This window comes from Mycobacterium sp. NGS41, assembly GCF_059812725.1.
This window is the reverse complement of record NZ_JCALDF010000004.1, coordinates 220,248-243,093: the sequence shown is the minus strand read 5'-3', so window position 1 is coordinate 243,093 and position 22,846 is coordinate 220,248. Positions and strand designations below refer to the sequence as shown.

Here is a 22,846-nt window from a genome sequence, read left to right as displayed (position 1 = left end):
AGCCCGCAGCATTGCTCCCATGACCGAAGCACTGGATGAGCTCTCGCTTACCGACCTCATCGAACGTTACGTGCGCCGCCGCGGCCGCCGGTACTTTTGCGGCCAGCGCGACGACGAATACTTCTTCATCGCCCACGCTCATCCCCAGCGCCTCTACGTCCACCTCGGAGTCTCCCGCTGGCATTCTGACGTATTCACGATTCGCATCGCCCCGGCATACTTCTTCCCCGCCACCGAGGATGCTCGGCTGGAGCAATTCGCCGAAGCGTGGAATCAGCAGAACCACGCAGTCATCGCCATCGTGCACGGATCCTCCGACCCCCACCGCGTCGGTGTCTTCGCGAGCAGCTCCATGCGGATGGGCGATCGCATGCCCTTCGAGGATTTCGCATCATTCGTCGACCGCAGCATCACCGCGGCGATCGATCTCTTCCACGAACTGCCACCAGTGGCCGAAGTGCCACCCCCCGCTCAGGAGGCCCAGTCGCTACTGCGCGACGCCGGCTGAACCAATCTCAGGAGACCGCCAAGCGCTCGCTCACGTCGGGGCGCGGATTGCCCATCCGAGCCCCGATGGCAGCCCACGGATCGGCGTAGCGTCCTGGCGCGTTCCGGTAGGCAGCACGGCGCTTGAGCACGAGGCGGGCCAGCGGTACCACCAACTGCATCGGGTAGCGGCGCCAACCGGTGGCGGCCCGCATTTCGGCGAGCATGTCCGGCCAGGAATGATGCTGGAAAGACAACGCCTGTTGCGCGCGCGTGGTGTCCATCCAGTCGGTGATGAACCAGTCCTCGTCGCTGTCGGGGTCACCGGGTCTGCCCTCGGGCAACACGTCGGTCAACCCCCGCGCGGCGGCCAGCGCCTTACCGACGGCTCCCTGCCGCAGCAAGTGTGTGTCATCGCCGCCGATCAACAGGATTTCACCGACCACGTCGGCCGTGGTCGCAGCGGCGAACGCGGCCGCGACATCGCGTACGTCGACGCTGTGCATGCGCCCATCGGTGGGCAGCGCGCTCTCGAAGAACAGCGCGTCGAGGCTGAAGGGCATGGCGCCGGGGTCGACGCTCATGACCCCGCCCAGACGCAAAACCACCCACTGCAGGCCAGACGACCGGACATGTTCTTCGGCTTCGGCCTTGTGCGCGCCGTAGATATCCGACGGCCGCATCGGGGTGTCGTCGCGCAGCAGTTCGTGGTGTCGGTGCGGGTTGCGGGCCCCGTGCACGGCGTTGCTTGACGCCTGGATGAAGCGCGGCGGGCGGGCGGATGCCTCCGCAGCGCGCAGCAGCGCCACGGTGGCGTCGACGTTCACACGGCGCGCCAGGTCTGGCTGGCGATAGATCACCGGGGGTATCACGGCGGCCAGGTGAATGATGACCGTCGGTGATGTCTCGGCGAGTAGCCCGTCCACCTCGGTCGGGTCGGTGAGATCCGCCCACCGCGCCTCGACGCCGTCGGGCAACGACATGGCCGCTTTGCGCTGCGCCTCGGTACCGAGGTCAGACGCAACTACCTGGTGTCCGTCTGCCGCCAGCCGGCGCACGGTTTGCGATCCGACCAGCCCGAAGCCACCCGTGACAAGGATTTTCTCGGTCATCGTTCCCCTGACTATGGGATAGTCCACAAGGATGTGGATATGGCATTCTCTTATTTAGAGAGTACCGTATTCTCTACAGATATAGAGATCCGCGCAGGGTAATGTTCATCACGCTGCGCCCAGGCACGAAGTCAAACCGGAGACAACCATGAACGGTGACGCGCCCGATCATCACGAGCTCGCCAAATGGGATCCCACGTTCACCAAGCAAGTCGCGAACACGGCCGGTTCGGTGGTCAAACGGTGGTTTCGCGCCGAGGTACGGAACGTCGAAAACGTCCCGCCGGTCGGTGGGGCGTTGTTGGTGTCCAACCATTCGGGCGGCATGACCACACCCGATGGGTTTATCTTCGTCCCGCCCCTCTACGACAAATTCGGCTATCACCGGCCGATCTACATCCTGGCCCATTACGGGTTGCTGAAGCTCACGGGTCCGCTGCGAACCTGGCTACTCCGGCTCGGAGTCGTTGACGCGAGCCGCGAAGCCGCCGCCGCCGCACTGAATTCGGACGCGCTGGTGCTCGTGTTCCCGGGCGGCGAGTACGACTCCTTCCGGCCCACCGTGGGCGCCAATAAGGTCGACTTCAACGGCCACACCGGCTACGTCAACACCGCGATCGAGGCCGGCGTGCCGATTGTGCCGATCGTGTCGATCGGCGGGCAGGAAACCCAGCTGTTCTTGGCTCGCGGCAACAACCTGGCGCACCGGCTGGGCCTGACCAAACTCCGGTTGAACGTTGTCCCGTTGAGCTTCGGTTTCCCATTCGGCCTGACGCCAATCTTGCCGGCGAATTTTCCGCTGCCCGCCAAGATCGTCGCCGAGGTGCTCGAGCCGATCGACATCACCGCCCTGTTCGGCGCAGACCCCGACGTCGATGAAGTCGACGCCTATGTGCGATCGGTCATGCAGCGCACCCTCGACCGGCTAGCCAGCCAACGGCGATTCCCGTTCCTGGGCTGAGCATGAAGAGACTCAACGGCATGGACGCCATGCTGGTCTACAGCGAGACGCCCAACCTGCACACGCACACGTTGAAGGTGGTGGTCGTCGACGCGTCGCAATCCCCTGAGTTCGGTTTCGAGGCGTTCCGTGAGCATCTGCACCGACGGCTGCACCTGCTGGAGCCGTTGCGCTACAAACTCGTCAACGTCCCGTGGCGGCTGCATCACCCGGTATGGCGCCCAGACTGCGAGATCAACCTGGACTACCACTTGAGGCGCGTGCGGGTGCCGGCGCCGGGCGGGCCTCGTGAGCTGGACGAGGTCATCGGGCAGCTGGCTTCCACACCGCTGGATCGCAGTTACCCGCTGTGGGAGTTTCACTTCGCCGAGGGGCTGGCCGAAAACCGGTTCGCGGTGATCGGCAAGGTGCACCACGCCCTGGCCGACGGCGTCGCGTCGGTGAACCTGCTGGAACGCGCAATGGGTCTGTCCGACCTCGATGATGGTGTCAGCGACCAGCGCGATACGGGCAAAGCTGCATCTAGGGCGGCTTTGCTGCGCGCTGCTGGACGCGACCACGCCCGCCAACTAGCCGAACTGCCGCGGTTGGCGCGAGATGCCGTGGTGGGGATGACGCGGGTACGCCGCCGAAACAGGCAGCGCGGGGAGCACCCGGATTTGGCGAGCTCGTTCGATGCACCTCCGACTTTCCTCAACCATGTGGTTTCGCCGCAGCGGCGGTTCGCCACGACGACGCTGCCGCTGACCGAGGTCAAAGCGACGGCCAAGGCGTTGGGCATCACGCTGAACGACCTGATACTGACGATCGCGTCCGGCGGATTGCGGAAGCTTCTATTGGACTACGACGGCAAAGCCGAGCGGCCGATCATTGCCTCGGTGCCGACGGCGACCGACAAGTCGGACCGCGTAACCGGCAACGAGATCAGCGGCCTCACTGTGTCGTTGCCCGTGCACATCGCCGACCCCACCCAGCGCGCACGGCTGGTCGCGCTGGCGACCCGGATGGCCAAGGAGGATCACGAAATCCTCGGCCCGCACCTCTACGGACGGCTGATGGCCTACCTGCCGCCCGCGATTGCCCCGGCCGCGTTTCGATGGCTCGGCCGGCGCGACGCACCGAACAAGATGATGAATGTGGCGGTGTCCAGCGTGATGGGACCGCGTGAACGCGGCCACTTCGCGGGCGCGCCGGTCAGCGAGATCTACTCGACCGGTGTGCTCTCGCCCGGCGCCCCGGTCAACATCACCGTATGGAGCTACGTCGACCAGCTCGGCGTCGCGGTACTCACCGACGACGAAACGTTCGACGACCCGCACGAAGCCACCGACGCAATGGGATCTGCATTCGCGGAATTGTGCAGTGCCGCCGGGGTTTACCAGTCGAGTGACTCGGGCGACCGGCCTCAAGCCGCCAAAACGGCATCCAGCGCTGAATAGAACAGGCCCAGTCCGTCGTCCGAGGGGCCGGTCAATGCCTCGATGGCGTGCTCGGGATGTGGCATCAGCCCGACGACCCGGCCGTTGGCCGAGCTGATGCCGGCGATATCGTGCAGCGAGCCGTTGACGTTGTCGTGGTAGCGGAACACCACCCGGCCCTCGCGCTCCAACTCGTCGAGGACGTCCTTCGGCGCCACGTAGCGTCCTTCACCCGACTTCAGCGGCACCAACAGGTCGGCGTCGGGCTCGAAGCGCGATGTCCACGCCGTCGACGTCGACGCCACCCGCAGCCACACATCGCGGCAGATGAAGTGCAGACCAGCGTTGCGGGTCAGGGCGCCCGGCAGCAGTCCGGCCTCGCAGAGCACCTGAAAACCGTTGCAAATCCCCAATACCGGCATACCGCGGCCCGCGGCGGCCACCACCTCGGCCATCACCGGCGCGAACCTTGCGATTGCGCCCGCTCGCAGGTAGTCGCCATACGAAAACCCGCCGGGCACCACCACGGCGTCGACGCCCTTGAGGTCGGCGTCGGCATGCCACAGGTTGACGGCTTCGGCTCCCACCTGCAATGCCGCGCGTGCGGCGTCCACGTCGTCCAGGCTGCCCGGGAACGTGATGACGCCGATCCGGGCCGTCACTGGGCCTCCCTGCTTATCGTCCAGTCCTCGATCACGGTGTTCGCCAGCAGTGATTCGGCAATCTCGGCCAGCTCGGAATCATCAACTGCGTCGTCGACCTCTAACTCGAATCTCTTGCCCTGACGGACATCTGAGATTCCGGGATGCCCGAGCCGCCCCAGCGCGCCGACAATCGCCTGCCCCTGGGGGTCGAGAATCTCCGCCTTGGGCATCACGTGCACGACCACCCGGGCCACCGGCGTTCCTCCTCAAGATCGTTTGCTCCGCCCGGCGACGGCGAGCGCCGATCCGGCGCCACTAAGGAGCCGGGCAGAGGATCCGAGCCAACTGTACCGGCGGGCAGCGCCGCACCGTCCGATCAGGGCACAATCTATAGACATGCAACTTACGCATTTCGGCCATTCCTGTTTGCTCGCCGACTTCGGCAATACCACGTTGCTCTTCGACCCCGGCACGTTCGCGCACGGCTTCGAGGGACTCACCGGCCTATCCGCGATCGTGATAACCCACCAGCACCCCGACCATGTCGACGTCACGCGGCTGCCGGCGCTGCTCGAGGGCAACCCCAACGCCGCGCTGTACGCCGACCCGCAAACCGCCGAGCAATTGGGCGCGCCGTGCCAGGCGGTACGGGTCGGCGACACGCTGCCGGTCGGGGAGTTGACCATCCGGGCCGTCGGCGGCCGCCACGCCGTCATTCACCCCGAAATCCCTGTGATAGACAACATCTCGTACCTCGTCGGCGACGGCGAACACCCGGTCAGGCTGATGCATCCAGGCGATGCGCTGTTCGTTCCCGACGAGCCGGTGGACGTATTGGCCACTCCCGCGGCAGCTCCGTGGATGAAGATCGCCGAGGCCGTTGAATATCTGCGCGCGGTGGGACCGGCCCGCGCGGTGCCCATTCATCAGGGGATCATCGCTCCCGACGCCAGGGGTATCTACTACGGTCGGCTCACCGAGATGACCAGCACCGACTTCCAGGTCTTGCCCGAGGAGAGCGCGGTCACCTTTTGACCGCGAGCAGACGCAAAAGCCGCTTTACGCTCGGCGTGTCGTGGGCTTTTGCGTCTGCTCGCGCTACTTGATGTCCCCGGCGGCACCGCGGCCGGCGGCCCGACCGGAGAAGATGCAGCCGCCCAGGAACGTTCCCTCCAACGCCCGGTAGCCGTGCACGCCGCCGCCGCCGAAGCCGGCGACCTCGCCTGCCGCGTACAACCCGGCAAGCGGGCTGCCGTCGTCCTTGAGCACCCGTGAATCCAGGTCGGTTTCGATGCCGCCCAACGTCTTTCGGGTCAGAATGTGCAGCTTGACTGCGATCAGCGGCCCGGCCTTCGGATCGGTCAGCCGGTGCGGAGCAACGACCCGGGTGTATCGGTCGCCCAGATAGCCGCGGGCGGCGCGGATCGCGGTGATCTGACCATCCTTGGTGAACCGATTGGCCACCTCACGGTCGCGAGCCGTGACCTCGGCTTCCACCGTCGAATAGTCCAGCTGCACCACGTCGGGCAGCTTGTTCATGCCGGTCACCAACTCGCGCAAGGAGTTTGCGCTGACGAAGTCCACTCCCCGGTCGACGAAGGCCTGCACCGGTCCGGGCGGCCCGGGCCGGGCCCGTGAGCGCAGCAGCTCAACTACGCTCTGCCCGGTCAGGTCGGGGTTCTGCTCCTGACCGGACAGCGCGAACTCCTTTTCAATGACCTTGGCGTTTAACACGAACCAGGTGTAGTCATATCCGGATTTGGTGATGTACTCCAAGGTGCCGAGAGTGTCGAATCCTGGATACAGCGGAACCGGCAGTCGCTTGCCACCCGCGTCCAGCCACAGCGACGACGGCCCAGGAATGATCCGGATGCCGTGGTTCGGCCAGATCGGGTCGTAGTTGGTGATGCCTTCGGTGTAGTGCCACATCCGGTCGGGGTTGATCACCCGCGCGCCGGCCTGTTGGGAAATGCCGATCATCCGGCCGTCGACGTGGGCCGGAACTCCACAAAGCATCTGCTCGGGTACGCGGCCCATGCGCTTGGGCCAGTTTTCGCGTACCAGTTCGTGGTTGCCGCCGATGCCGCCGCTGGTCACGATCACCGCTGAGGCGCGGAATTCGAATTCACCCAACGAGTTTCGCGACGACGCCACGCCGCGCGGCTCGGCCGATGGCTCCAGCACGGTGCCGCGAACGCCGGTCACCGCTCCGCCCTCGACAATCAGCTCGTCGACCCGATGACGGTGGACAAACCGCACCGTCGAACGGTCCCGGAGCTGACGCGCGAAGACCTCGACCAACGCGGGACCGGTCCCCCAGGCGATGTGAAACCGTGGCACCGAGTTGCCGTGCCCGCGAGCGTCATAGCCTCCCCGCTCGGCCCAGCCCACAAAGGGAAAGATCTTCAGGCCGCGGGCGTGCAGCCAACTGCGCTTCTCCCCGGCCGCGAAATCGACATACGCGTGCGCCCACTGTCGCGGCCAGTGATCCTCGGGCCGGTCGAAGCCCGCCGTCCCCAACCAGTCCTGCAAGGCAAGTTCGTGGCTGTCGCGGATCCCGAGGCGGCGTTGTTCGGGGCTGTCGACAAAGAACAGCCCGCCGAACGACCAGTAGGCCTGTCCACCGACATTGGCGCTGTTCTCTTGATCGAGGATCAGCACACGCAAACCGCGATCCACCAATTCGCACGCCGCCACCAAACCGGCTAAGCCGGCCCCCACGACGATGGCATCAGCGCCGAACGCGGCCGACCTGGCTGAAGAATCGCTCATGTCGGTACAGGGTAGTGACCCCTTGGAATTACTCGACTAGCAGCGCTTACGCAGCTTCGAGAATCGCCTTATCGGCCCGCCAGTTGTACACCGTCGGTGTGCAACCGTGCATACAGGCAAGGTCGACGGCATCGAGCATTGCCTGCAGCGGGCCGGGCTTGCGCAGGTGGCGAGCGGCGACGGCGACCCGCACGATGCCGCCGCGGCGCGCGATCCGCTCGGCGGACAACACCACCATCCGGCACCACCACGGCTCCGTCAGGAACCCTTCGCCGATGCCCAGCACGCGGGCGCGTGCGGTGGTGTGCCGAACCAGGTCGGTGATTCCGTGCAGATCGGCCAGCAGCCGAAAGCCGTTCCGGGGCAGTGCTTTGACCACACCGGGTGACACCAGCCAACCCGGTGCCGCGAACAGCCGGGTGCGCAGCCCGACATGCTCGAGCACCCGGTCGGCAGCCGTCAGCCGCAGGTTGGCCTCGTGTGCGGGCAGCAGTGCGAATTCGCCGCGTCGCTTCTTGGTGGCCGCGTCGTCGTAGCCGTGCAGCACGATAGCGTCGCCGCCTTCTCGCCGGCTCGTGAGCCACTCGACGGTGCGCGGGTCGTGGTCGAGTCGGTAGTCACCGGACAGCCGCGGAGCCACCAGCAACGACACCGGCACGGAGCGGGCGTCCATCTGGGCGCAAAACGCCTCGACCTCGGCCAGGGTGCGCTCGCCTATCCCCGAGACCGAGACGATCAGTTTTCCGGACACACTCGCAGTGTGCCGATCCCAAATGTCGGGACGGTGAAGGACACACAGACGGCAGGCGTACAGCCGATCGCGATGCAGCTACGGCAGAGATGCGCGCCGGTATCAGGGCGCGAGCGCCTAGCCGGAGCTAATCGGTTCGATATGCTAAGCAACGCCATGGAGAAGGTCCATCCCGCAGCGGCCGATGCCCCGCCGCCCACCGCCCCCACCCTGCAGTCAGGCGTGGGTGACCGCGTCTATCCGGACAAGCTCGATGCCAGGCTGCTGCGGATCTCCGGGGTCTGCATTCTGGCCACGGTGATGGCGATCCTGGACGTCACCGTCGTCAGCGTCGCGCAACGCACCTTCATCGACCAGTTCGGCTCGACCCAGGCCGTCGTCGGCTGGACAATGACCGGCTACACCCTCGCATTGGCAACCGTTATACCGATAACCGGCTGGGCAGCCGACCGGTTCGGCACCAAACGCCTTTTCATGGGTTCGGTGCTCGCCTTCACGCTGGGTTCGTTACTGTGCGCGGTTGCGGCGAACATATTGCAGCTCATTATCTTTCGAGTAGTGCAAGGCGTCGGTGGCGGCATGTTGCTACCGCTGGGATTCATGATCTTGACCCGCGAGGCCGGCCCCCGGCGACTGGGTCGCCTGATGTCGATCCTGAGCATTCCCATGCTGCTCGCCCCGATCGGCGGCCCGATCCTGGGCGGCTGGCTGATCGACACCTCCAGCTGGAGATGGATCTTCCTGATCAACCTGCCTTTCGGGCTCGTCACGATCGCCCTCGCGGCCGTCGTCTTCCAACAGGACCACCCGGCGCGCTCGGAAACCTTCGACGTCGTCGGCGTGCTGTTGCTATCACCCGGCTTGGCGACATTCCTGTTCGCGGTGTCGTCGATTCCGGGCCGCGGAACCGTGGCCGATCGCCACGTCCTGATACCGGCGATCATCGGCATGGCGTTGACCGCCGCGTTCGTCGTGCACGCGTGGCATCGCGCGGATCACCCGCTGATAGATCTACGGCTGTTCCGCAACCCGGTGCTTACCCATGCCAACGTGACGATGCTGGTGTTCGCCGTCGCCTTTTTCGGCGCCTGCCTGGTGCTCCCGAGCTACTTTCAGCAGGTGCTGCACCAGACGCCGATGCAGGCCGGCGTACGCATGATCCCTCAGGGCCTAGGCGCGATGTTGACCATGCGACTGACCGGACCACTGGTCGACAGGCAGGGACCGGGAAAGGTTGTGCTGGTCGGCATCGCACTGATCACCGCGGGTCTGGGCACCTTCGCCTTCGGCGTGGCCAGGCACGCCGAATACCTACCCACGCTTCTGGTCGGGCTGGCGATCATGGGCCTGGGCATGGGCTGCACGATGATGCCTCTCTCGGTGGCGTCGGTGCAGGCATTGGCCCCACACCAGATCGCACGGGGTACGACGCTGATCAGCGTCAGCCACCAGGTCGGTGGCTCGATGGGAACCGCGCTGATGTCGATGATCCTGACCAATCAGTTTAATCGAAGCGAAAGCATAACCGCGGCAAGAAAGCTCGCGGTGCTGCAGCAGCAGTCGGCCGCCAGCGGGGTGCCGGTTGAGCAGTCGGCGGTACCCCCACAGTCACTCGCCACAGGCTTCGCGAACAATGTGCTGCACGACCTTTCGCACGCTTACACAACGGTATTCGTGGTAGCGGTCGTGTTGGTGCTGTCCACCATCATTCCGGCGGTTTTTCTGCCGAGGACGCCGGCGATCCAAACAGCCGGCGAATAGCATCGATCAACCCTCGAAAAGCATTGCCGCGATTCGTCTGACGGTGTCAGCCGGATCCGCCGCCCGCACTTGAGGATTGACGGCATCGTTGAGCCACAGCGTGGAAAACCCATGTACCAGCGACCACGCCGCCAGCTCCGCTCCGGCCGGATCGGCACGCGCGTTGCGGTCCCGCAGCGTCGCCACCCCTCGTGACAGTTCTTCGGCGGCGGCGACCTCGGCGGCGGCCAGCTCGGCGTCGGAGGTGTCGAGCAACGACTTGTTGAACATCACCTGGTAGTGGCCGGGGTGCTCGATGGCAAACCGCACATAGGCCAGTGCCGCGTCGGCGAATTGCGGACGCGCCTCGACGAGCGCCTGGGCCAGCAGCTGAAATCCCTGGGTGGCCAGCGCGGTGAACAACCCGCGCCGGTCGGTGAAGTGATGCGCGGGAGCGGCGTGCGATACGCCCGCGTCTCGGGCCAACTCGCGCAGCGAAATCCGGTCGGCGCCGCGCTCGGCCACCAGCCGCGCGGCTTCGGTGAGAATGACGGCCCGCAGGTCGCCGTGGTGATAGGTGGGGCGGGTCACGCCGCCAGCATAACGCTCTAACTTGACAGTGACTAGATGCCCCATCTAGCTTGGTGATGTTCTTAAACTTGACAATGACTAGATTGGAGAAGTGGAGATGGCTCCGTTGATCACCCTGCTGTTGGGCATCGCCGCAGCCAGGGTCGCCGGTTGGCTCGGTGTCACCTATGCGGACAGCTGGACAGCGGCGATCGCCATCGGGCTGGCGGCGATGTTCGCGCTGACCGGGATAGCGCACTTCGCGCCGCCGCTGCGCCGCGACCTCGTCGCGATCGTGCCGCCGCGATTGCCCAACCCAAGCCTGCTGGTCACGCTCACCGGCGTGCTGGAGTTGTTGGGTGCGGCGGGTTTGTTGCTTCCCGCCACCCGCATGACGGCAGCCGTGTGCTTGCTGGTCCTCATGCTGGCCATGTTCCCGGCCAACGTCTACGCCGCGCGCATGCCCGATCCGCCTACGTCCATGACGACACGACTATCGCTGCGCTCCGTCCTGGAGGTCGTCTTTCTGGGCGCAGCCGTAGCGGTGGCCGTCGGCGGCAGCTAGCAGCCACGCATACTGGTACGCGGTTTCCTTCCATGCTCGGTAGCGACCGCTGACTCCCCCGTGGCCCGCCGCCATCTGAGTCTTGAGCAGCACCGGATTCCCGTCGGCCTTGGCGTGGCGCAGCGCCGCAACCCATTTGGCGGGTTCCACATAGTAGACCCTGGTGTCGTTCAGTGACGTCATGGCCAGGATCGCCGGATACTGCTTAGGCTCGACGTTCTCGTACGGCGAATACGACTTCATGTAGGCATAGACATCGCTGTCGCTCAACGGGTTTCCCCATTCGTCCCACTCGGTGACGGTCAGCGGCAACGAGGGATCCAGGATGGTGGTCAGCGGGTCGACGAAGGGCACCTGCGCAAGGATTCCGGCGAAGAGCTCAGGGGCCATGTTGGCCACCGCGCCCACCAGCAGACCGCCGGCACTGCCCCCCAACGCCACCAACTGCTGCGGTCGGGTCAGGCCAGAGCTTACCAGATGCTTTGCCGTCGCGACGAAGTCGGTGAAGGTGTTTTTCTTCTCCAGCAACTTGCCGTGCTCGTACCACAGTCGGCCCATCTCGCCGCCGCCGCGGACATGGGCGACGACGAACGCCATGCCGCGGTCCAGCAGTGACAAGCGGGCGATGGAAAAGCCCGGGTCTGTGCAGATTTCGTAGGCACCGTACCCGTAAAGCAGTGTCGGCGCAGGAAATTCGGCATCGACGCGGTGCACGACCGACAACGGGATAAGGGTGCCGTCGTCGGCGCGCGCCCAGTCGCGCCGCTCTATGTAATCGGACGCCCGGTAGTCGCCGAGTACGGGTTGCTCGCGTAGCAGCGTGCGCTCGCCCGTTTGCAGGTCCAAGTCGTAGACCCGCGACGGGGTGACGAAAGAACCCGCCCTGATCCGCAGCTTGGGCGAATCCCAATTCGGATTGGCACCCAAACCCGAAGCCATCAGCTCGGAGTCGAACGAAACCTCCTCTGGCTCACCGTAGCTGCCGCCTGAATCGATGGGCCACAGCTGGATTCGGGGTAATGCTTCACGCCGGTAGCTGATCACCAGATGACGGGCGAAGGTGTCCGCATAGTCGAGGCGCACGTCGTCGCGGTGCGGGATCAGGGTGCGTTGTTGAGCCGGATCGTTGACCGGGGTCTCGACGAGCGTGAAGTTCACGGCCCCGTCGTTGTGCAGAATCAAAAACCGGTCTTCGCCCCCAACAACCGCGTGCTCCAAGGAATACTCGATGCCATCGCGCCGTGGCAGCACCACGGTGAATTGCGCTGCGGGATCAGCCGCGTCGGCGTAGCGCAGTTCGGAGGTAATCGCCGATCCCGCGGAGATGACGACATAAGCCTCACTTCGGGTGAGCCCCACCCCGATCCAGAAACGTTCATCGGCTTCGTGGTACACCTGCTCCGACGGCTCTCCTGAGCCGAGTCGGTAACGCCACACCTTATTCGGACGACGGGCCTCGTCCAGCGTCGTGTAGTACACGGTACGGTTGTCGGCGGCCCAAGTCACTCCGGCACCGACCGGGGTGATCTCGTCGGAGAATCGTTCGCCAGTACGTAAGTCCTTGAACCTCATCGTGTATCGTTCGTCACCGACGACATCGACGGAATATGCCAGCAGATTGCCGTCCAGGCTCACCAGGCAGGCGCCCAATGCGAAGAAGTCATGGCCTTCGGCCTCGACATTCGAGTCGAGCAGAATCTGTTCGCCGGGTATTTCGGTGTCCTCGTCCAGGACTGGCGGACTCCAGTCATCGGAATCTCTTACCGGACAACGACACTGGACGCGGTACTGCTTTCCCTCAAAGGTGCGGCCGTAGTACCACCAGTCGCCCTGCCGGATCGGTACCGACAGGTCGGTCTCCTTGGTGCGTGCCTTGATCTCATCGAAGATGCTCTGCCGCAACGACTCAAGGTGCGCGGTCGTCTGGTCGGCATAGGCGTTCTCAGCCTCGAGGTAGGCGATGACTTCGGGGTTGGATTTGTCCCGCAGCCATTCATAGGGGTCGACGAAAAGGTCACCGTGGTACTCGCGTGTGGTCTCGACCCGTTTGGCAGTGGGTGGCAGTGGGATGCCGGTCATGCAGCCGGACCGATCCAGTCGTCGAAACTCAAGCCCGAAATCCGTTCGTATGCGTTGACATAGCGGTCCCTGGTGGCGTCGATGATGTCATCCGGAAGCGGAGGCGGCGGCTTGGTACCGCCGCGGTCCCAACCGGATGCGGGACTGGTGAGCCAGTTACGGACGAACTGCTTGTCGAAGCTGGTCTGCACCACGCCGGGCCGGTACTCTTCGGCCGGCCAGTACCGTGACGAGTCCGGCGTGAAGATCTCGTCGGCCAGCAGCAGGTTGCCGTCGGGGTCGACACCGAACTCGAACTTGGTGTCGGCAATGATGATTCCCTTTCTCAGGGCATGATCGGCGGCCTGTACATAGGTCTGTAGTGTGCGGTCGCGCAACTGGTTGGCGTGTACCGCGCCGACCATTTCGATCACCCGGGCGAACGAAATGTTCTCATCGTGGTCTCCCAGCGCGGCTTTTGTCGCCGGCGTGAACAACGGTGTGTCGAACTTGCTGGCCTCGACCAGCCCGGGAGGCAACGCGATACCGCACACCTTCCCATTAGCCTGGTAGTCCAACAGCCCCGAGCCGGTCAGGTACCCGCGGGCCACACACTCCACGGGGAACATTTCCAGCTGGCGCACTACCAGCGCGCGACCCAGCACCTCGTCGGGAATACGCGGGTCATCTGGCGGTCCGGCCAAGTGGTTGGGGGCGTCGACCAGGCCGAAGAAAAAAACGCTCATCGCGGTCAGGATGCGGCCTTTGTCCGGGATGGTGCTGTCCAAGATGTAGTCGTACGCCGAGATCCGATCGGATGCGACCAGCAGCAGGTGCTCGCCGTCGACGCGGTACAGCTCACGAACCTTGCCGCTGGCCAGATGCTGGTAGTCGGACAATGCGGGACGCATCGGGCCAGCCTATCCGGCAAGCTGGACGCAAAGTGTGCTGGTATCAGTGCTATGAGGTTCTTGCCCTACTCCACCAGACCCCTGCGACTGTTCGTCCAACTGATGAGCGATATCACCGTCACGGTGTGGACGACGATATGGGTGTTCGTCGGCCTCGCCGTACACACGGCCATCTCGACGATCGCCATCGCCGGCCGGCAAGTCGAAAGCGGCTCGAAGGGGGTCGCTGACAACCTGTCGTCCGCGGGTCATGGCGCACAGCACATTCCGTTGGTGGGCGACGCCGTCAGCAAGCCGCTCACCGCGGCTAGCAAGGCCGCACTCGACATCGCGAGCGCCGGTCATGACCTGGACACCACGGCGAGCTGGCTGGCGGTGGTGCTCGCGCTGGCGGTGGCCGCAACACCGATCCTCGCGGTGACCGGGCCGTGGCTGTTCCTGCGAGTGCGGTTCTTCCGGCGCAAGTTGGCGGTAACTGCGTTGGCGGCCAGCGCGGCCGGACAGCAGTTGCTGGCGCTGCGCGCGTTGGCGAACCGGTCGCCGGCCAAACTGGCCAAAGTCAGCGAGGACCCGATCGGCGCGTGGCGCCGCGAGGATCCCGTCATCATTCGTGGGTTGGCGGCGCTGGAACTACGAGCAGCAGGGATCAGGCTGCGCACAAGCTAGTCGCCAGAGTCGAGCAGCATGTATCGCCGGTGGCACACCATCCCCATGGATTCGGTGGAACCCTCGACATGACGGCTGAGCGGATCCATGCGGTTCCAACGGACCTGACTTCGCTCAAGCTTCGCGGTTCAGCCGAGCTGCAGGGCGCTGATCTGCGAGTTGCTCGATGGCGCCGAAAAAAGTGCGTCCTACCAAAAAGGCGGTCATATGCGGTATTCATCGCGATATCGCGGGTGATATCACGTTGCAGAACCACCGGTGTGCACCCGGCCGGTGCGAATCGTTTCGCCCTGATCACCGCGAATTCTTGGCTGTGTAACCCGAATTGGCACTCATCACACAGGCAAAGGGCATAACTTTGGCGTTGTTCGCTGAACCGTAAGGAGCAGCGGTGAAGTTTTGGGCATTGCCTGTGACGGTCGCATTGCTGCTGTTGGCCATCGGTGATGTCGCCGCCACAGCCCGGGCCGAGCCGGTTATGGCGGAGATCGGCGGAAAGCTGGTCGGCTGGGACACCTACCGTCGATTGGATCGGTTGCCGTACCTGAGCGCCGGCACGCAAACCCTGCAGGTGTCGAGCTTCGATCGCAGCGGCGGTGATTTCGACATCTCCACCGGTAACGACAACGGCAGCGGTGGATGCCTCGCGTCCGGCGGTGTCGGCTGTGTCATCGCGGAGGATCGCGGGCCCGGCGAGATTGATTCGATCTGGTTCACCCGCGACGGCGGCAACGTGACCCGGATGGGCGCGATCCGCATCGATCTCGATGGACAGACGGTGATTGATGCGCCCCTGCAATCGTTGGTCAATGGTGAGCTGGGTGCGCCATTCGTGTGGCCTCTGGTGGCCAACGCCGCCCAGTCGGCAGGCGGTGTTTACATCAAGGTGCCGATGCCGTACCGGCAGTCGATGCGGATCAGCGTCGCAAAGAATCTGCAGTACTACCACGTCGACTACCGCAAATTTGCGAACGCGAACGGTGTGACCACTTTCTCGCGTTCCGACCCGGCGCTCGACGTGATCGCCACCCTGCGCGCCGCGGGCACCGTCGACCCCAAGCCGTCGGCGGCCACCGCCGCGCATGACAGGCGGGTCGTTGACCTTGCCCCCAACACCGGCACGCCGATTGCGGAACCAACTGGGTCAGGCATGATTTCGGCGCTGCGCCTGCGACTCCCCGGTCCGGCGGATCAACTCTTGGCCGGCCTTCGGCTGCTAATCGACTTCGACGACCGAACCCTGGTGGACTCGCCGCTTGGGGAATTCTTCGGCGCCGGCCTGGGCACCAACAACGTACAATCGCTGATGTTCGCCACGATCCCGCAGCCCGAAGGTTCATTGGCGCTGTCTGCCTGGTGGCCAATGCCTTTCGCCCACACAGCCCGCGTCACCCTAGTCAATACCACCGGCGATCCCGTCTCCGGGATCGAGACCGATGTGGTGACCACACCGGAACCCCAATGGGCGCCGGCGCTGGCCAGCGGACAGGCCGGCTACTTCACCGCACGTTCGCACGCCGGGCCAACCGTCGCCGGACAGGACTGGTTGTTCGCTGATGAGCAAGGCCACGGCAAGTTCGTCGGCGTCAGCCACACCATCAGGGGTTCGCGCATCAAGACGCGGTTCAGTGACGACGCCGCTTACTTTCTCGAGGGCGCCGAACGCGTCTACACCGACGGTTCGGAGTCGCCGCAGTGGTACGGCACCGGCACCGAGGACTTTTACGAGGGCGGCTGGTATTTCAACGGCGGCAAGCACTTTAGCGATCCGCTCACCGGTCAGCCAGATCAACGTACGGCAACCGGCGGATGCGCGGACTACTGCGTGGCTATGTATCGACTCATGCTCGCCGACGCCATCGGCTATCACTCCGCAATCCGGTTCGGCATTGAGCATGGCAAACGCAACATGGTCCAACCCGACTACAGCTCAACGGCTTTCCTCTACACACAACCAAACGAAACCATCACAGCGGGCGACGAAGTCGGCTCCGCCGACCCGGTGAGTCGGCTCATCCACGGCTATACAGACGCCGACGCCACGGACCAATTGCTGGTCAGCTCGTACGAGGGTAGCGACGACACGCGTCCCGTCGTCGGGCCGGTCCGCAGCACCCACGCTGCGATCACCTTCCATGTCCAGATCCCTGCTGACAACCACGGTGTCCTGTTGCGCCGCACCTCAGACCAGGAAACCGGCTATCAGACAGCTGACGTTGCGGTTGACGGCGTGCCCGTCGGCAACTGGATACAACCGCGCAGCAACACCTTTCACCGCTGGCTTGACGACACTTATCTGGTGCCGGTGTCTCTCACAGCCGGCAAGTCGTCCGTAACGTTCACGCTGACGCCTGTCGCCACCGCGCCTCCCTGGACCGCGAGCCGCTACCGAGCAGACGCCCTGACGGAGCCGTAGAGCGGTTAACCACGACGCGATCCCATCACACGCAGCACCCCAGCTAAGACCACAATCAGCCACGCCGCCAACGCGTCCCAGAAGAAGACCAGCGCGACAGTGACAAGCGAACGCCGGTCGATCTCGACCGACATGGCGTAGCTGGCCGCGGAGTACATGCCCAGCGGAAACACGAACGCCCACCACACGCCGGCGAAGTGCAACATCTCCGGTCGCCGGCTGATGCGGTGCAGGCCAAAGTAAACCAGCGGCGGTATCCATAACGTGGCCACCACCCAAGTCACTACGGTAACGACGCGGACCGTCGGAGCCAGCCAGGTAGGAGCCAGACCGTGGATGGTGTCACCGGCCAGCGTCGCGATCGCCAGGCCGCCCATCAAAATCCATGTGTCGGGCTCGAATCCATCGAGGTCCTGTCGCTCGGCACCGGCGCGCCACAGGATCAGCCACGTCATAAGGGCGTAGATGCAAAGAGCCAGCACCCAAACCGGGACCGCCATCCACAGCCACCAATGCACATGCCGGGCGACCGTCGCGGCCACGATCGAAAGTCCCGACGTACCAACGCTGGCCAGTTCCCACGCGCCATGTGCACCATCCCGTAACGCAGTCCACGACCGTGCCGACATATTGCGCACCGTAAGCACGGTCAGCACCAGCCAAGACGACAGCGCCACCACACCGAGAACCTCTAATACCGTGCGGTGCGATGCCAGCCTGCTGTCCAGCACTGCACATGCGGCGACGAAGGTGAACATGCGAATTATCACGTCGGGATCGCTGAGATCCCAGAAAGTGCGCTTGACGACTCCGACGAGGATTACCAGAACCACCAAGAGCACCAGACCGACGGTGGCCAAGGCACCCAGCGTGTCACTGATCGCCAAATAGTGATGCTGGCGTGCGCTAATCGACAAGATTCCCGTCGCCATCACCGCGGCGAACACGTCGGGCGAAGGTTCGACATCGGCGAGTCGGATAGCGGCCACTCGCCGTTACATCGCCGAGAACGTCACATCGAGAATCTGCCTGGCGCCGCTGGTGACATGGACGCCCGAGTCGTTCACGCTGATTGAGTCGGCCGTGAACGAGATTTTCACCGGGTCGACCGCGTGGTCGCTGTTGGGATCCACAGTGACGTTGGTAATCGGTGGCGCGCCCGTGAACTTGTACACGGGCCCGTTAAACGTCCCCACGCCCAAGCCCGATGTCGTCAGGAGCGTCTCGGTCACTGTGGTATCCGTGACGTCGAAGCTGGCCAGGACTTGCACCATTTGGTTCCGTGTGGAATGCAGCGTTCCCTTGGGCCAACTGACCGGAACCGTTCCGGTGACGGTGTTGGTGAAGATGTCATTGACCGTGGGGTAGTTGGCGGACAGCGTGACCGTCGCTCCGTTCAGGGTGCGGGGTGCCGAGGGTGCGGAGCTCGGTGGCTGAGACGCTGCGCTTACCGTCGCGGTACTGGTGCTCGAGCTGGGGGCCGACTGGTTATGGCTTGCGCACCCGGCGACGAGCACCGCAGCCGTTAAGACCGACGCGAGTTTACTCATGGAGAATTCTCCTTTCGAGCCTGCCCGATGTCCGGATTGAAGCTTAAGCCTCGAGTAGCTCCACCACCAGATGCCGAATGCCGGTGTGCCGGTTGCTGCGTGTCCATTCGACCGGCGCGACGACCCGCACCGAAACGAACCGCGACAGCAGTTCCTCGTAAAGCACCCGCAACTCCAGCCGGGCCAGGTTGGTACCCAGACAGTAGTGCACGCCCTGACCAAAGCCCAAGTGTGGATTAGGCTTTCGGGCGATGTCGAACTCGTCTGCGCGGTCGAACGCATCGGCATCGCGGTTGGCAGAGCCTTCCCAGATCTGCACTTTCTGTCCCGCTTCGATCGACTGCCCACCGAGTGCGACGTCGCGGGTGGCGGTGCGCCGCTTCGACGGTGACGGCGACGTCCACCGAACGATCTCTTCGATCGCCGTCGGCAACAACTCGAGATCGCCACGCAGAACGCCCAATTGCTCCGGATGCTGGGCCAGCGCCAACAACCCTCCCGCGACCGCATTGCGCGTCGTCTCCGCACCTGCGCTGAACAGCAGGCTGAAAAACAGGTACACCTCGAGATCCGAAAGCGCCGGCTCATCCGCGTCGTCGACCATCGCGTTCGCGACCACCGACAGCATGTCGTCGGTCGGCTCCGCACGCTTCGCCGCGATCAGCTCCTGACCGTAGGCGTACATTCGCGACCCGGCCTCCTCGACCGACAATTGCGATAATGCGGCCTTCCGCGAGCCGCCGAAGTCGAATTGCGGCTCGATGGCCTCGAACAGCCAATGCCGTTCGGACTCAGGCACTCCCAACAAGATGCAGATCATCTGCATCGGCAGTTCGGCGGCGACGTCAACCACGAAGTCAAACGGTTCGCCCGGCGCCACCGCATCCAGCAGCCGTCGCGCCCGTCCCCGCAGATCGTCCTCGACGCGACGGATCATCCGCGGCGTCAGCCCGGAGCTGACCAGCCGACGAATCTGTGCATGCCGCGGGTCGTCCATCATGTTGAGCACCTGGCCGGCGATGGCCAGGTCCTGTAACAGCGTGCCGCCGAACGGCCGTGACCCTCCGGACACCGACGAGTACGTCACCGGATCCTTCAGCACCTCAAGGGTTTCCGCGTACGTAGCGACAGACCAGAAGCCCTCTGCATCGGGGGTGTTGTCGGTCGGCTCGTGCCAGTACACCGGCGCCTCGCGGCGATGGATGGCGAACAACTCGTGCGGAAATCCGTTGGCGAAGTTGTCCAGATCGGTGAAATCGATTCCCGCGAGGGCGCCGGCGAGCGTCACAGGATCGCGCCCGGCGTGTACTTGGCCGCGTCCGGGTAGCGGCCGACCAGGGTGTCCACCATCGCGGCCACCTCGTCGACCTGATCGCCGGCGGCACCGGTGAATGCCTTCTTGTCGGCCAGCGCGGCGTCCAGCGCATCGCGGCCCAGCGGCAGCCGCGGGTCGGCGGCCAGCCGGTCCAGCAGGTTCGGCTCGGCACCTTGTTCTCGCATGGCCAGCGCGGTCGCCACCGCGTGTTCGCGAATCACGTGGTGCGCTGACTCACGTCCCATGCCCGCGCGCACCGCCGCCATTAGCACCTTTGTGGTGGCCAGGAACGGCAGATACCGATCCAGCTCGCGCTGGATCACCGCGGGGTAAGCGCCGAACTCGTCGAGCACCGTCAGGAATGTCTCGATCTGGCCGTCGATCGCAAAGAAGCTGTCCGGCAACGCAACCCGGCGCACCACCGAGCAGAACACGTCGCCTTCATTCCATTGCGCGCCGGCCAGCTCAGCGGCCATCGAGGCATAGCCGCGGAGCACCACCTGCAGCCCGTTGACGCGTTCGCAGCTGCGAGTGTTCATCTTGTGCGGCATTGCCGACGAGCCGACCTGGCCCGCTGCGAAACCCTCGGTGACCAGCTCGTGCCCCGCCATCAACCGGATGGTGTGCGCCAGCGACGACGGGCCCGCGCCCAGCTGCACCAGTGCCGAGAGCACGTCATGGTCCAGCGAACGCGGATACACCTGCCCAACGCTGCTCAAAACCGCTGAGAAACCTAAGAAGTCGGCAACACGCTGTTCGAGCAACGTCAGCTTCGCGGCCCCGTCATCTTGACCGCCCAGCAGGTCGAGCATGTCCTGGGCGGTGCCCATCGGACCCTTGATGCCGCGCAGCGGGTAGCGGTCGATCAACTCCCGCAGCCTGGTCAACGCGAGCAGTGTCTCCTGCGCCGCGGATGCAAAGCGCTTGCCCAAAGTGGTTGCCTGCGCGGCGACATTATGGCTGCGCCCGGTCATCACCAGATCGCGATAGGACACCGCTCGCTCGGCAAGCCGCGCCACCACCGCCACCGCATGGGAGAAGACCAATTCCAGCGACCGCCGGATCTGCAGTTGCTCTACGTTCTCGGTCAGGTCGCGGCTGGTCATCCCCTTGTGCACGTGCTCGTGGCCGGCGAGGGCGTTGAATTCCTCAATGCGGGCCTTGACGTCGTGGCGCAGCACCCGTTCCCGTGCGGCGATCGAGTCCAGGTCGACGTCTTCGAGCACCCGCTCGTAGTCGGCGATCGCTCCCTCCGGCACGGGGACGCCGAGTTCGGCTTGCGCCTGCAGCACGGCAAGCCACAGCCGCCGCTCGGCAGCAACCTTGGTCTCCGGCGACCAGATCGCGACCATCTCTGCGCTCGCGTACCGGCTGGCCAGCACATTCGGAATGCTCACAGACAGACAGCTTACGGTCGGCGCCTCGGCTAGGGCCGCGAAAGTGCGACTGGCAACCGATTCCCCGAACAGCGCCGTCGGTGATTGCACCCTCGCGGCCATACTGTTAGCCGATGTACTTCGCCGGCGTGGACCTCGCCTGGGGCGTCCGCAATCCGACCGGTGTCGCCGTGGTCGACGCCGCCGGCCGGTTGGTCGAAGCCGTCGCTGTCCGCGCCGACGCCGACGTGCTGGCCGCCTTGCAGCCGTACGTCCAGGGTGCGTGCGTCGTAGGCTTCGACGCGCCGCTGGTGGTGACCAACCCAACGGGCCAGCGGCCGGCCGAGACGGCGCTCAACCTTGACTTCCGCAGGTTCGAAGCAGGCGCCCACCCAGCCAACACCGGCAAAGCGGAGTTCGCCGACGGCCCGCGGGCGGCACGGTTGGCGCGGGCGCTCGAGCTCGACATAGACCCCCGATCGCCACACACACGGCGCGCCATCGAGGTCTACCCGCACGCCGCGACGGTGGCCCTGTTCCGGCGGTCCCGCACATTCAAATACAAGGCCAAACCCGGCCGCGATCTCGACCAGCTCAAGTCGGAGCTGCTACTGCTCATGGATGGCCTGGAAGGCCTCGCACAGGCTGCTGTGCCGTTGCATGTCGCCGCTCACCAGGGTTGGGTCGAGCTACGCCGACAAGTCAAAGCTGCGCAGCGGAAGAGCGAGTTGCGCCGCGCCGAAGACCCGATCGACGCGGTTGTCTGCGCCTATGTCGCGTTGTACACCGAGCGCTGCCCAACCGGAATCACCCTCTACGGGGACCTCGCGACCGGCTACATCGTGACGCCGTCGCTGCCGCCGGACCTGGTTCCGGCGCCACGCCGTAAAAGGATCAGATCCGCACCGGTCGCTGATCGACGGGCGCCAGCACGTCGATGAGGTCAACCACCGTCGAAAGTGCCGCATCCCGTGGGTCTCGCCCCTCGACCAGCGCGGAGACCACCGAACCGTCGACCGCGCAGATCAGTGTGCACACCAGCTCGATGCGAACGGAGCGACCCGAGCGCTCGATTGCCTCGGCCACCGCCTCAGCGCGCTGCCGCAGGCTGCGACGCATGCTTTCCTGCAGCGCGGGCAGGCGGGTACAGGCGATATGGCGCTCATATCGCGATATCAGCTGATCGGCGAGGCCAGGACCGGACACGTCTCCGACGAGCAGTTCAACCAGCACTTCAGCGGTGGTCTCCGGTCCCCGACGCCGCCGCGACAACGCATTGACCCGAGCGCGTAACTGCGCCACCTCGAGCATTCCGACATGTTCGACCGCGCGGGCGATCAAATCGTCCAGGGAGGAGAAGTAATAAGTGGTCGACGCCAACGGCAGACCGGCCCGCCGGGCAACCGCCCGGTGGCGTACCGCTTCGAACCCACCTTCGCCAAGCAGCTCGGCGGCCGCGCTCACGAGTGCGTACCGCCGACGTTCTCCTTTCGGAGTAACTGCTGCAGTCACGCCTAGTCAGTGTGCCAGTGAAA

22 protein-coding genes are annotated in these 22,846 nt (G+C 64.8%); 9 read left to right on the top strand and 13 right to left on the bottom strand.

Annotated elements, in window-relative coordinates; all coding sequences use genetic code 11:
- The first annotated feature begins 19 nt into the window (after positions 1–19).
- Positions 20–508, top strand: a complete 489-nt coding sequence (locus AC5Y21_RS06585; protein WP_499910567.1) for a hypothetical protein — start codon at positions 20–22, stop codon at positions 506–508.
- A gap of 7 nt (positions 509–515) precedes the next feature.
- Here the strand turns inward: AC5Y21_RS06585 and AC5Y21_RS06580 are convergent, their stop codons facing one another.
- A complete protein-coding gene (locus AC5Y21_RS06580) occupies positions 516–1,598 on the bottom strand; it encodes an NAD-dependent epimerase/dehydratase family protein (RefSeq protein WP_499910565.1) in 1,083 nt (360 codons plus the stop codon).
- Between the two features lie 148 nt (positions 1,599–1,746).
- On the opposite strand from AC5Y21_RS06580, the gene AC5Y21_RS06575 reads away from it, so the two are divergent.
- Positions 1,747–2,559 (top strand): lysophospholipid acyltransferase family protein, encoded by an 813-nt coding sequence (locus AC5Y21_RS06575; RefSeq protein ID WP_499910563.1) that lies wholly within the window; start codon positions 1,747–1,749, stop codon positions 2,557–2,559.
- A 2-nt stretch (positions 2,560–2,561) separates the two neighbouring features.
- Positions 2,562–3,998 (top strand): WS/DGAT/MGAT family O-acyltransferase, encoded by a 1,437-nt coding sequence (locus AC5Y21_RS06570; RefSeq protein WP_499910561.1) that lies wholly within the window; start codon positions 2,562–2,564, stop codon positions 3,996–3,998.
- On the opposite strand, the gene purQ is transcribed toward AC5Y21_RS06570, so the two are convergent.
- Together purQ and purS are read right to left on the bottom strand one after the other, a co-directional pair.
- Positions 3,965–4,639, bottom strand: coding sequence for a phosphoribosylformylglycinamidine synthase subunit PurQ (purQ, locus tag AC5Y21_RS06565; RefSeq protein WP_499910559.1), 675 nt, complete (start codon positions 4,637–4,639; stop codon positions 3,965–3,967). The two genes, AC5Y21_RS06570 and purQ, sit on opposite strands and share 34 nt — an antisense overlap.
- Complete coding sequence (gene purS, locus AC5Y21_RS06560) at positions 4,636–4,875, bottom strand: phosphoribosylformylglycinamidine synthase subunit PurS (protein WP_499910557.1); 240 nt, start codon at positions 4,873–4,875, stop codon at positions 4,636–4,638. Before purS ends, purQ begins: the two co-directional genes overlap by 4 nt.
- Positions 4,876–5,017: 142 nt before the next feature.
- On the opposite strand from purS, the gene AC5Y21_RS06555 reads away from it, so the two are divergent.
- Positions 5,018–5,656 (top strand): MBL fold metallo-hydrolase, encoded by a 639-nt coding sequence (locus tag AC5Y21_RS06555; protein WP_499910555.1) that lies wholly within the window; start codon positions 5,018–5,020, stop codon positions 5,654–5,656.
- Between the two features lie 63 nt (positions 5,657–5,719).
- Here AC5Y21_RS06555 and AC5Y21_RS06550 read toward each other — a convergent pair whose 3' ends face one another.
- Together AC5Y21_RS06550 and AC5Y21_RS06545 are read right to left on the bottom strand one after the other, a co-directional pair.
- A complete protein-coding gene (locus AC5Y21_RS06550; RefSeq protein WP_499910553.1) occupies positions 5,720–7,393 on the bottom strand; it encodes an FAD-binding dehydrogenase in 1,674 nt (557 codons plus the stop codon).
- Positions 7,394–7,439: 46 nt separating this feature from the next.
- A complete protein-coding gene (locus tag AC5Y21_RS06545) occupies positions 7,440–8,144 on the bottom strand; it encodes a DUF2334 domain-containing protein (RefSeq protein ID WP_499910551.1) in 705 nt (234 codons plus the stop codon).
- 141 nt (positions 8,145–8,285) lie between these two features.
- On the opposite strand from AC5Y21_RS06545, the gene AC5Y21_RS06540 reads away from it, so the two are divergent.
- Positions 8,286–9,905, top strand: coding sequence for a DHA2 family efflux MFS transporter permease subunit (locus AC5Y21_RS06540; RefSeq protein ID WP_499910549.1), 1,620 nt, complete (start codon positions 8,286–8,288; stop codon positions 9,903–9,905).
- A 6-nt stretch (positions 9,906–9,911) separates the two neighbouring features.
- On the opposite strand, the gene AC5Y21_RS06535 is transcribed toward AC5Y21_RS06540, so the two are convergent.
- Positions 9,912–10,475: a TetR/AcrR family transcriptional regulator gene (locus AC5Y21_RS06535; RefSeq protein ID WP_499910548.1), complete on the bottom strand. Its 564-nt coding sequence runs from the start codon at positions 10,473–10,475 to the stop codon at positions 9,912–9,914.
- 97 nt (positions 10,476–10,572) lie between these two features.
- On the opposite strand from AC5Y21_RS06535, the gene AC5Y21_RS06530 reads away from it, so the two are divergent.
- Positions 10,573–11,019: a DoxX family protein gene (locus AC5Y21_RS06530; RefSeq protein ID WP_499910636.1), complete on the top strand. Its 447-nt coding sequence runs from the start codon at positions 10,573–10,575 to the stop codon at positions 11,017–11,019.
- Here AC5Y21_RS06530 and AC5Y21_RS06525 read toward each other — a convergent pair.
- Together AC5Y21_RS06525 and AC5Y21_RS06520 are read right to left on the bottom strand one after the other, a co-directional pair.
- Positions 10,948–13,098, bottom strand: coding sequence for a S9 family peptidase (locus tag AC5Y21_RS06525; protein WP_499910546.1), 2,151 nt, complete (start codon positions 13,096–13,098; stop codon positions 10,948–10,950). The two genes, AC5Y21_RS06530 and AC5Y21_RS06525, sit on opposite strands and share 72 nt — an antisense overlap.
- A complete protein-coding gene (locus AC5Y21_RS06520) occupies positions 13,095–13,988 on the bottom strand; it encodes a phosphoribosylaminoimidazolesuccinocarboxamide synthase (RefSeq protein ID WP_499910544.1) in 894 nt (297 codons plus the stop codon). Before AC5Y21_RS06520 ends, AC5Y21_RS06525 begins: the two co-directional genes overlap by 4 nt.
- Before the next feature lie 51 nt (positions 13,989–14,039).
- Between AC5Y21_RS06520 and AC5Y21_RS06515 the strand changes: the two genes are divergently transcribed.
- Both AC5Y21_RS06515 and AC5Y21_RS06510 read left to right on the top strand, forming a co-directional pair.
- Positions 14,040–14,654: a hypothetical protein gene (locus AC5Y21_RS06515; protein WP_499910542.1), complete on the top strand. Its 615-nt coding sequence runs from the start codon at positions 14,040–14,042 to the stop codon at positions 14,652–14,654.
- A gap of 478 nt (positions 14,655–15,132) precedes the next feature.
- Positions 15,133–17,070, top strand: coding sequence for a glycoside hydrolase family 172 protein (locus AC5Y21_RS06510; protein WP_499910634.1), 1,938 nt, complete (start codon positions 15,133–15,135; stop codon positions 17,068–17,070).
- Between the two features lie 5 nt (positions 17,071–17,075).
- Here the strand turns inward: AC5Y21_RS06510 and AC5Y21_RS06505 are convergent, their stop codons facing one another.
- Genes AC5Y21_RS06505 through purB form a run of 4 tightly spaced genes read right to left on the bottom strand, consistent with a single transcriptional unit; the run spans position 17,076 to position 21,332 of the window.
- The gene (locus tag AC5Y21_RS06505) at positions 17,076–18,059 is read right to left on the bottom strand and encodes a tellurite resistance/C4-dicarboxylate transporter family protein (protein ID WP_499910540.1); all 984 of its coding nucleotides are present in this window, start codon (positions 18,057–18,059) and stop codon (positions 17,076–17,078) included.
- Positions 18,060–18,065: 6 nt separating this feature from the next.
- Positions 18,066–18,620 carry a hypothetical protein gene (locus AC5Y21_RS06500; RefSeq protein ID WP_499910539.1) on the bottom strand — a complete coding sequence of 185 codons (555 nt, stop codon included), beginning with the start codon at positions 18,618–18,620 and terminating at the stop codon, positions 18,066–18,068.
- Between the two features lie 43 nt (positions 18,621–18,663).
- The gene (locus AC5Y21_RS06495) at positions 18,664–19,908 is read right to left on the bottom strand and encodes a cytochrome P450 (protein WP_499910537.1); all 1,245 of its coding nucleotides are present in this window, start codon (positions 19,906–19,908) and stop codon (positions 18,664–18,666) included.
- On the bottom strand, positions 19,905–21,332 hold the full coding sequence (purB, locus tag AC5Y21_RS06490) for an adenylosuccinate lyase (protein WP_499910536.1): 1,428 nt from the start codon (positions 21,330–21,332) through the stop codon (positions 19,905–19,907). Before purB ends, AC5Y21_RS06495 begins: the two co-directional genes overlap by 4 nt.
- Positions 21,333–21,445: 113 nt before the next feature.
- On the opposite strand from purB, the gene AC5Y21_RS06485 reads away from it, so the two are divergent.
- Positions 21,446–22,252, top strand: a complete 807-nt coding sequence (locus tag AC5Y21_RS06485) for a DUF429 domain-containing protein (protein WP_499910534.1) — start codon at positions 21,446–21,448, stop codon at positions 22,250–22,252.
- Here AC5Y21_RS06485 and AC5Y21_RS06480 read toward each other — a convergent pair.
- Positions 22,206–22,823: a TetR/AcrR family transcriptional regulator gene (locus AC5Y21_RS06480; protein WP_499910532.1), complete on the bottom strand. Its 618-nt coding sequence runs from the start codon at positions 22,821–22,823 to the stop codon at positions 22,206–22,208. The genes AC5Y21_RS06485 and AC5Y21_RS06480 overlap by 47 nt on opposite strands.
- Positions 22,824–22,846: the final 23 nt, after the last annotated feature.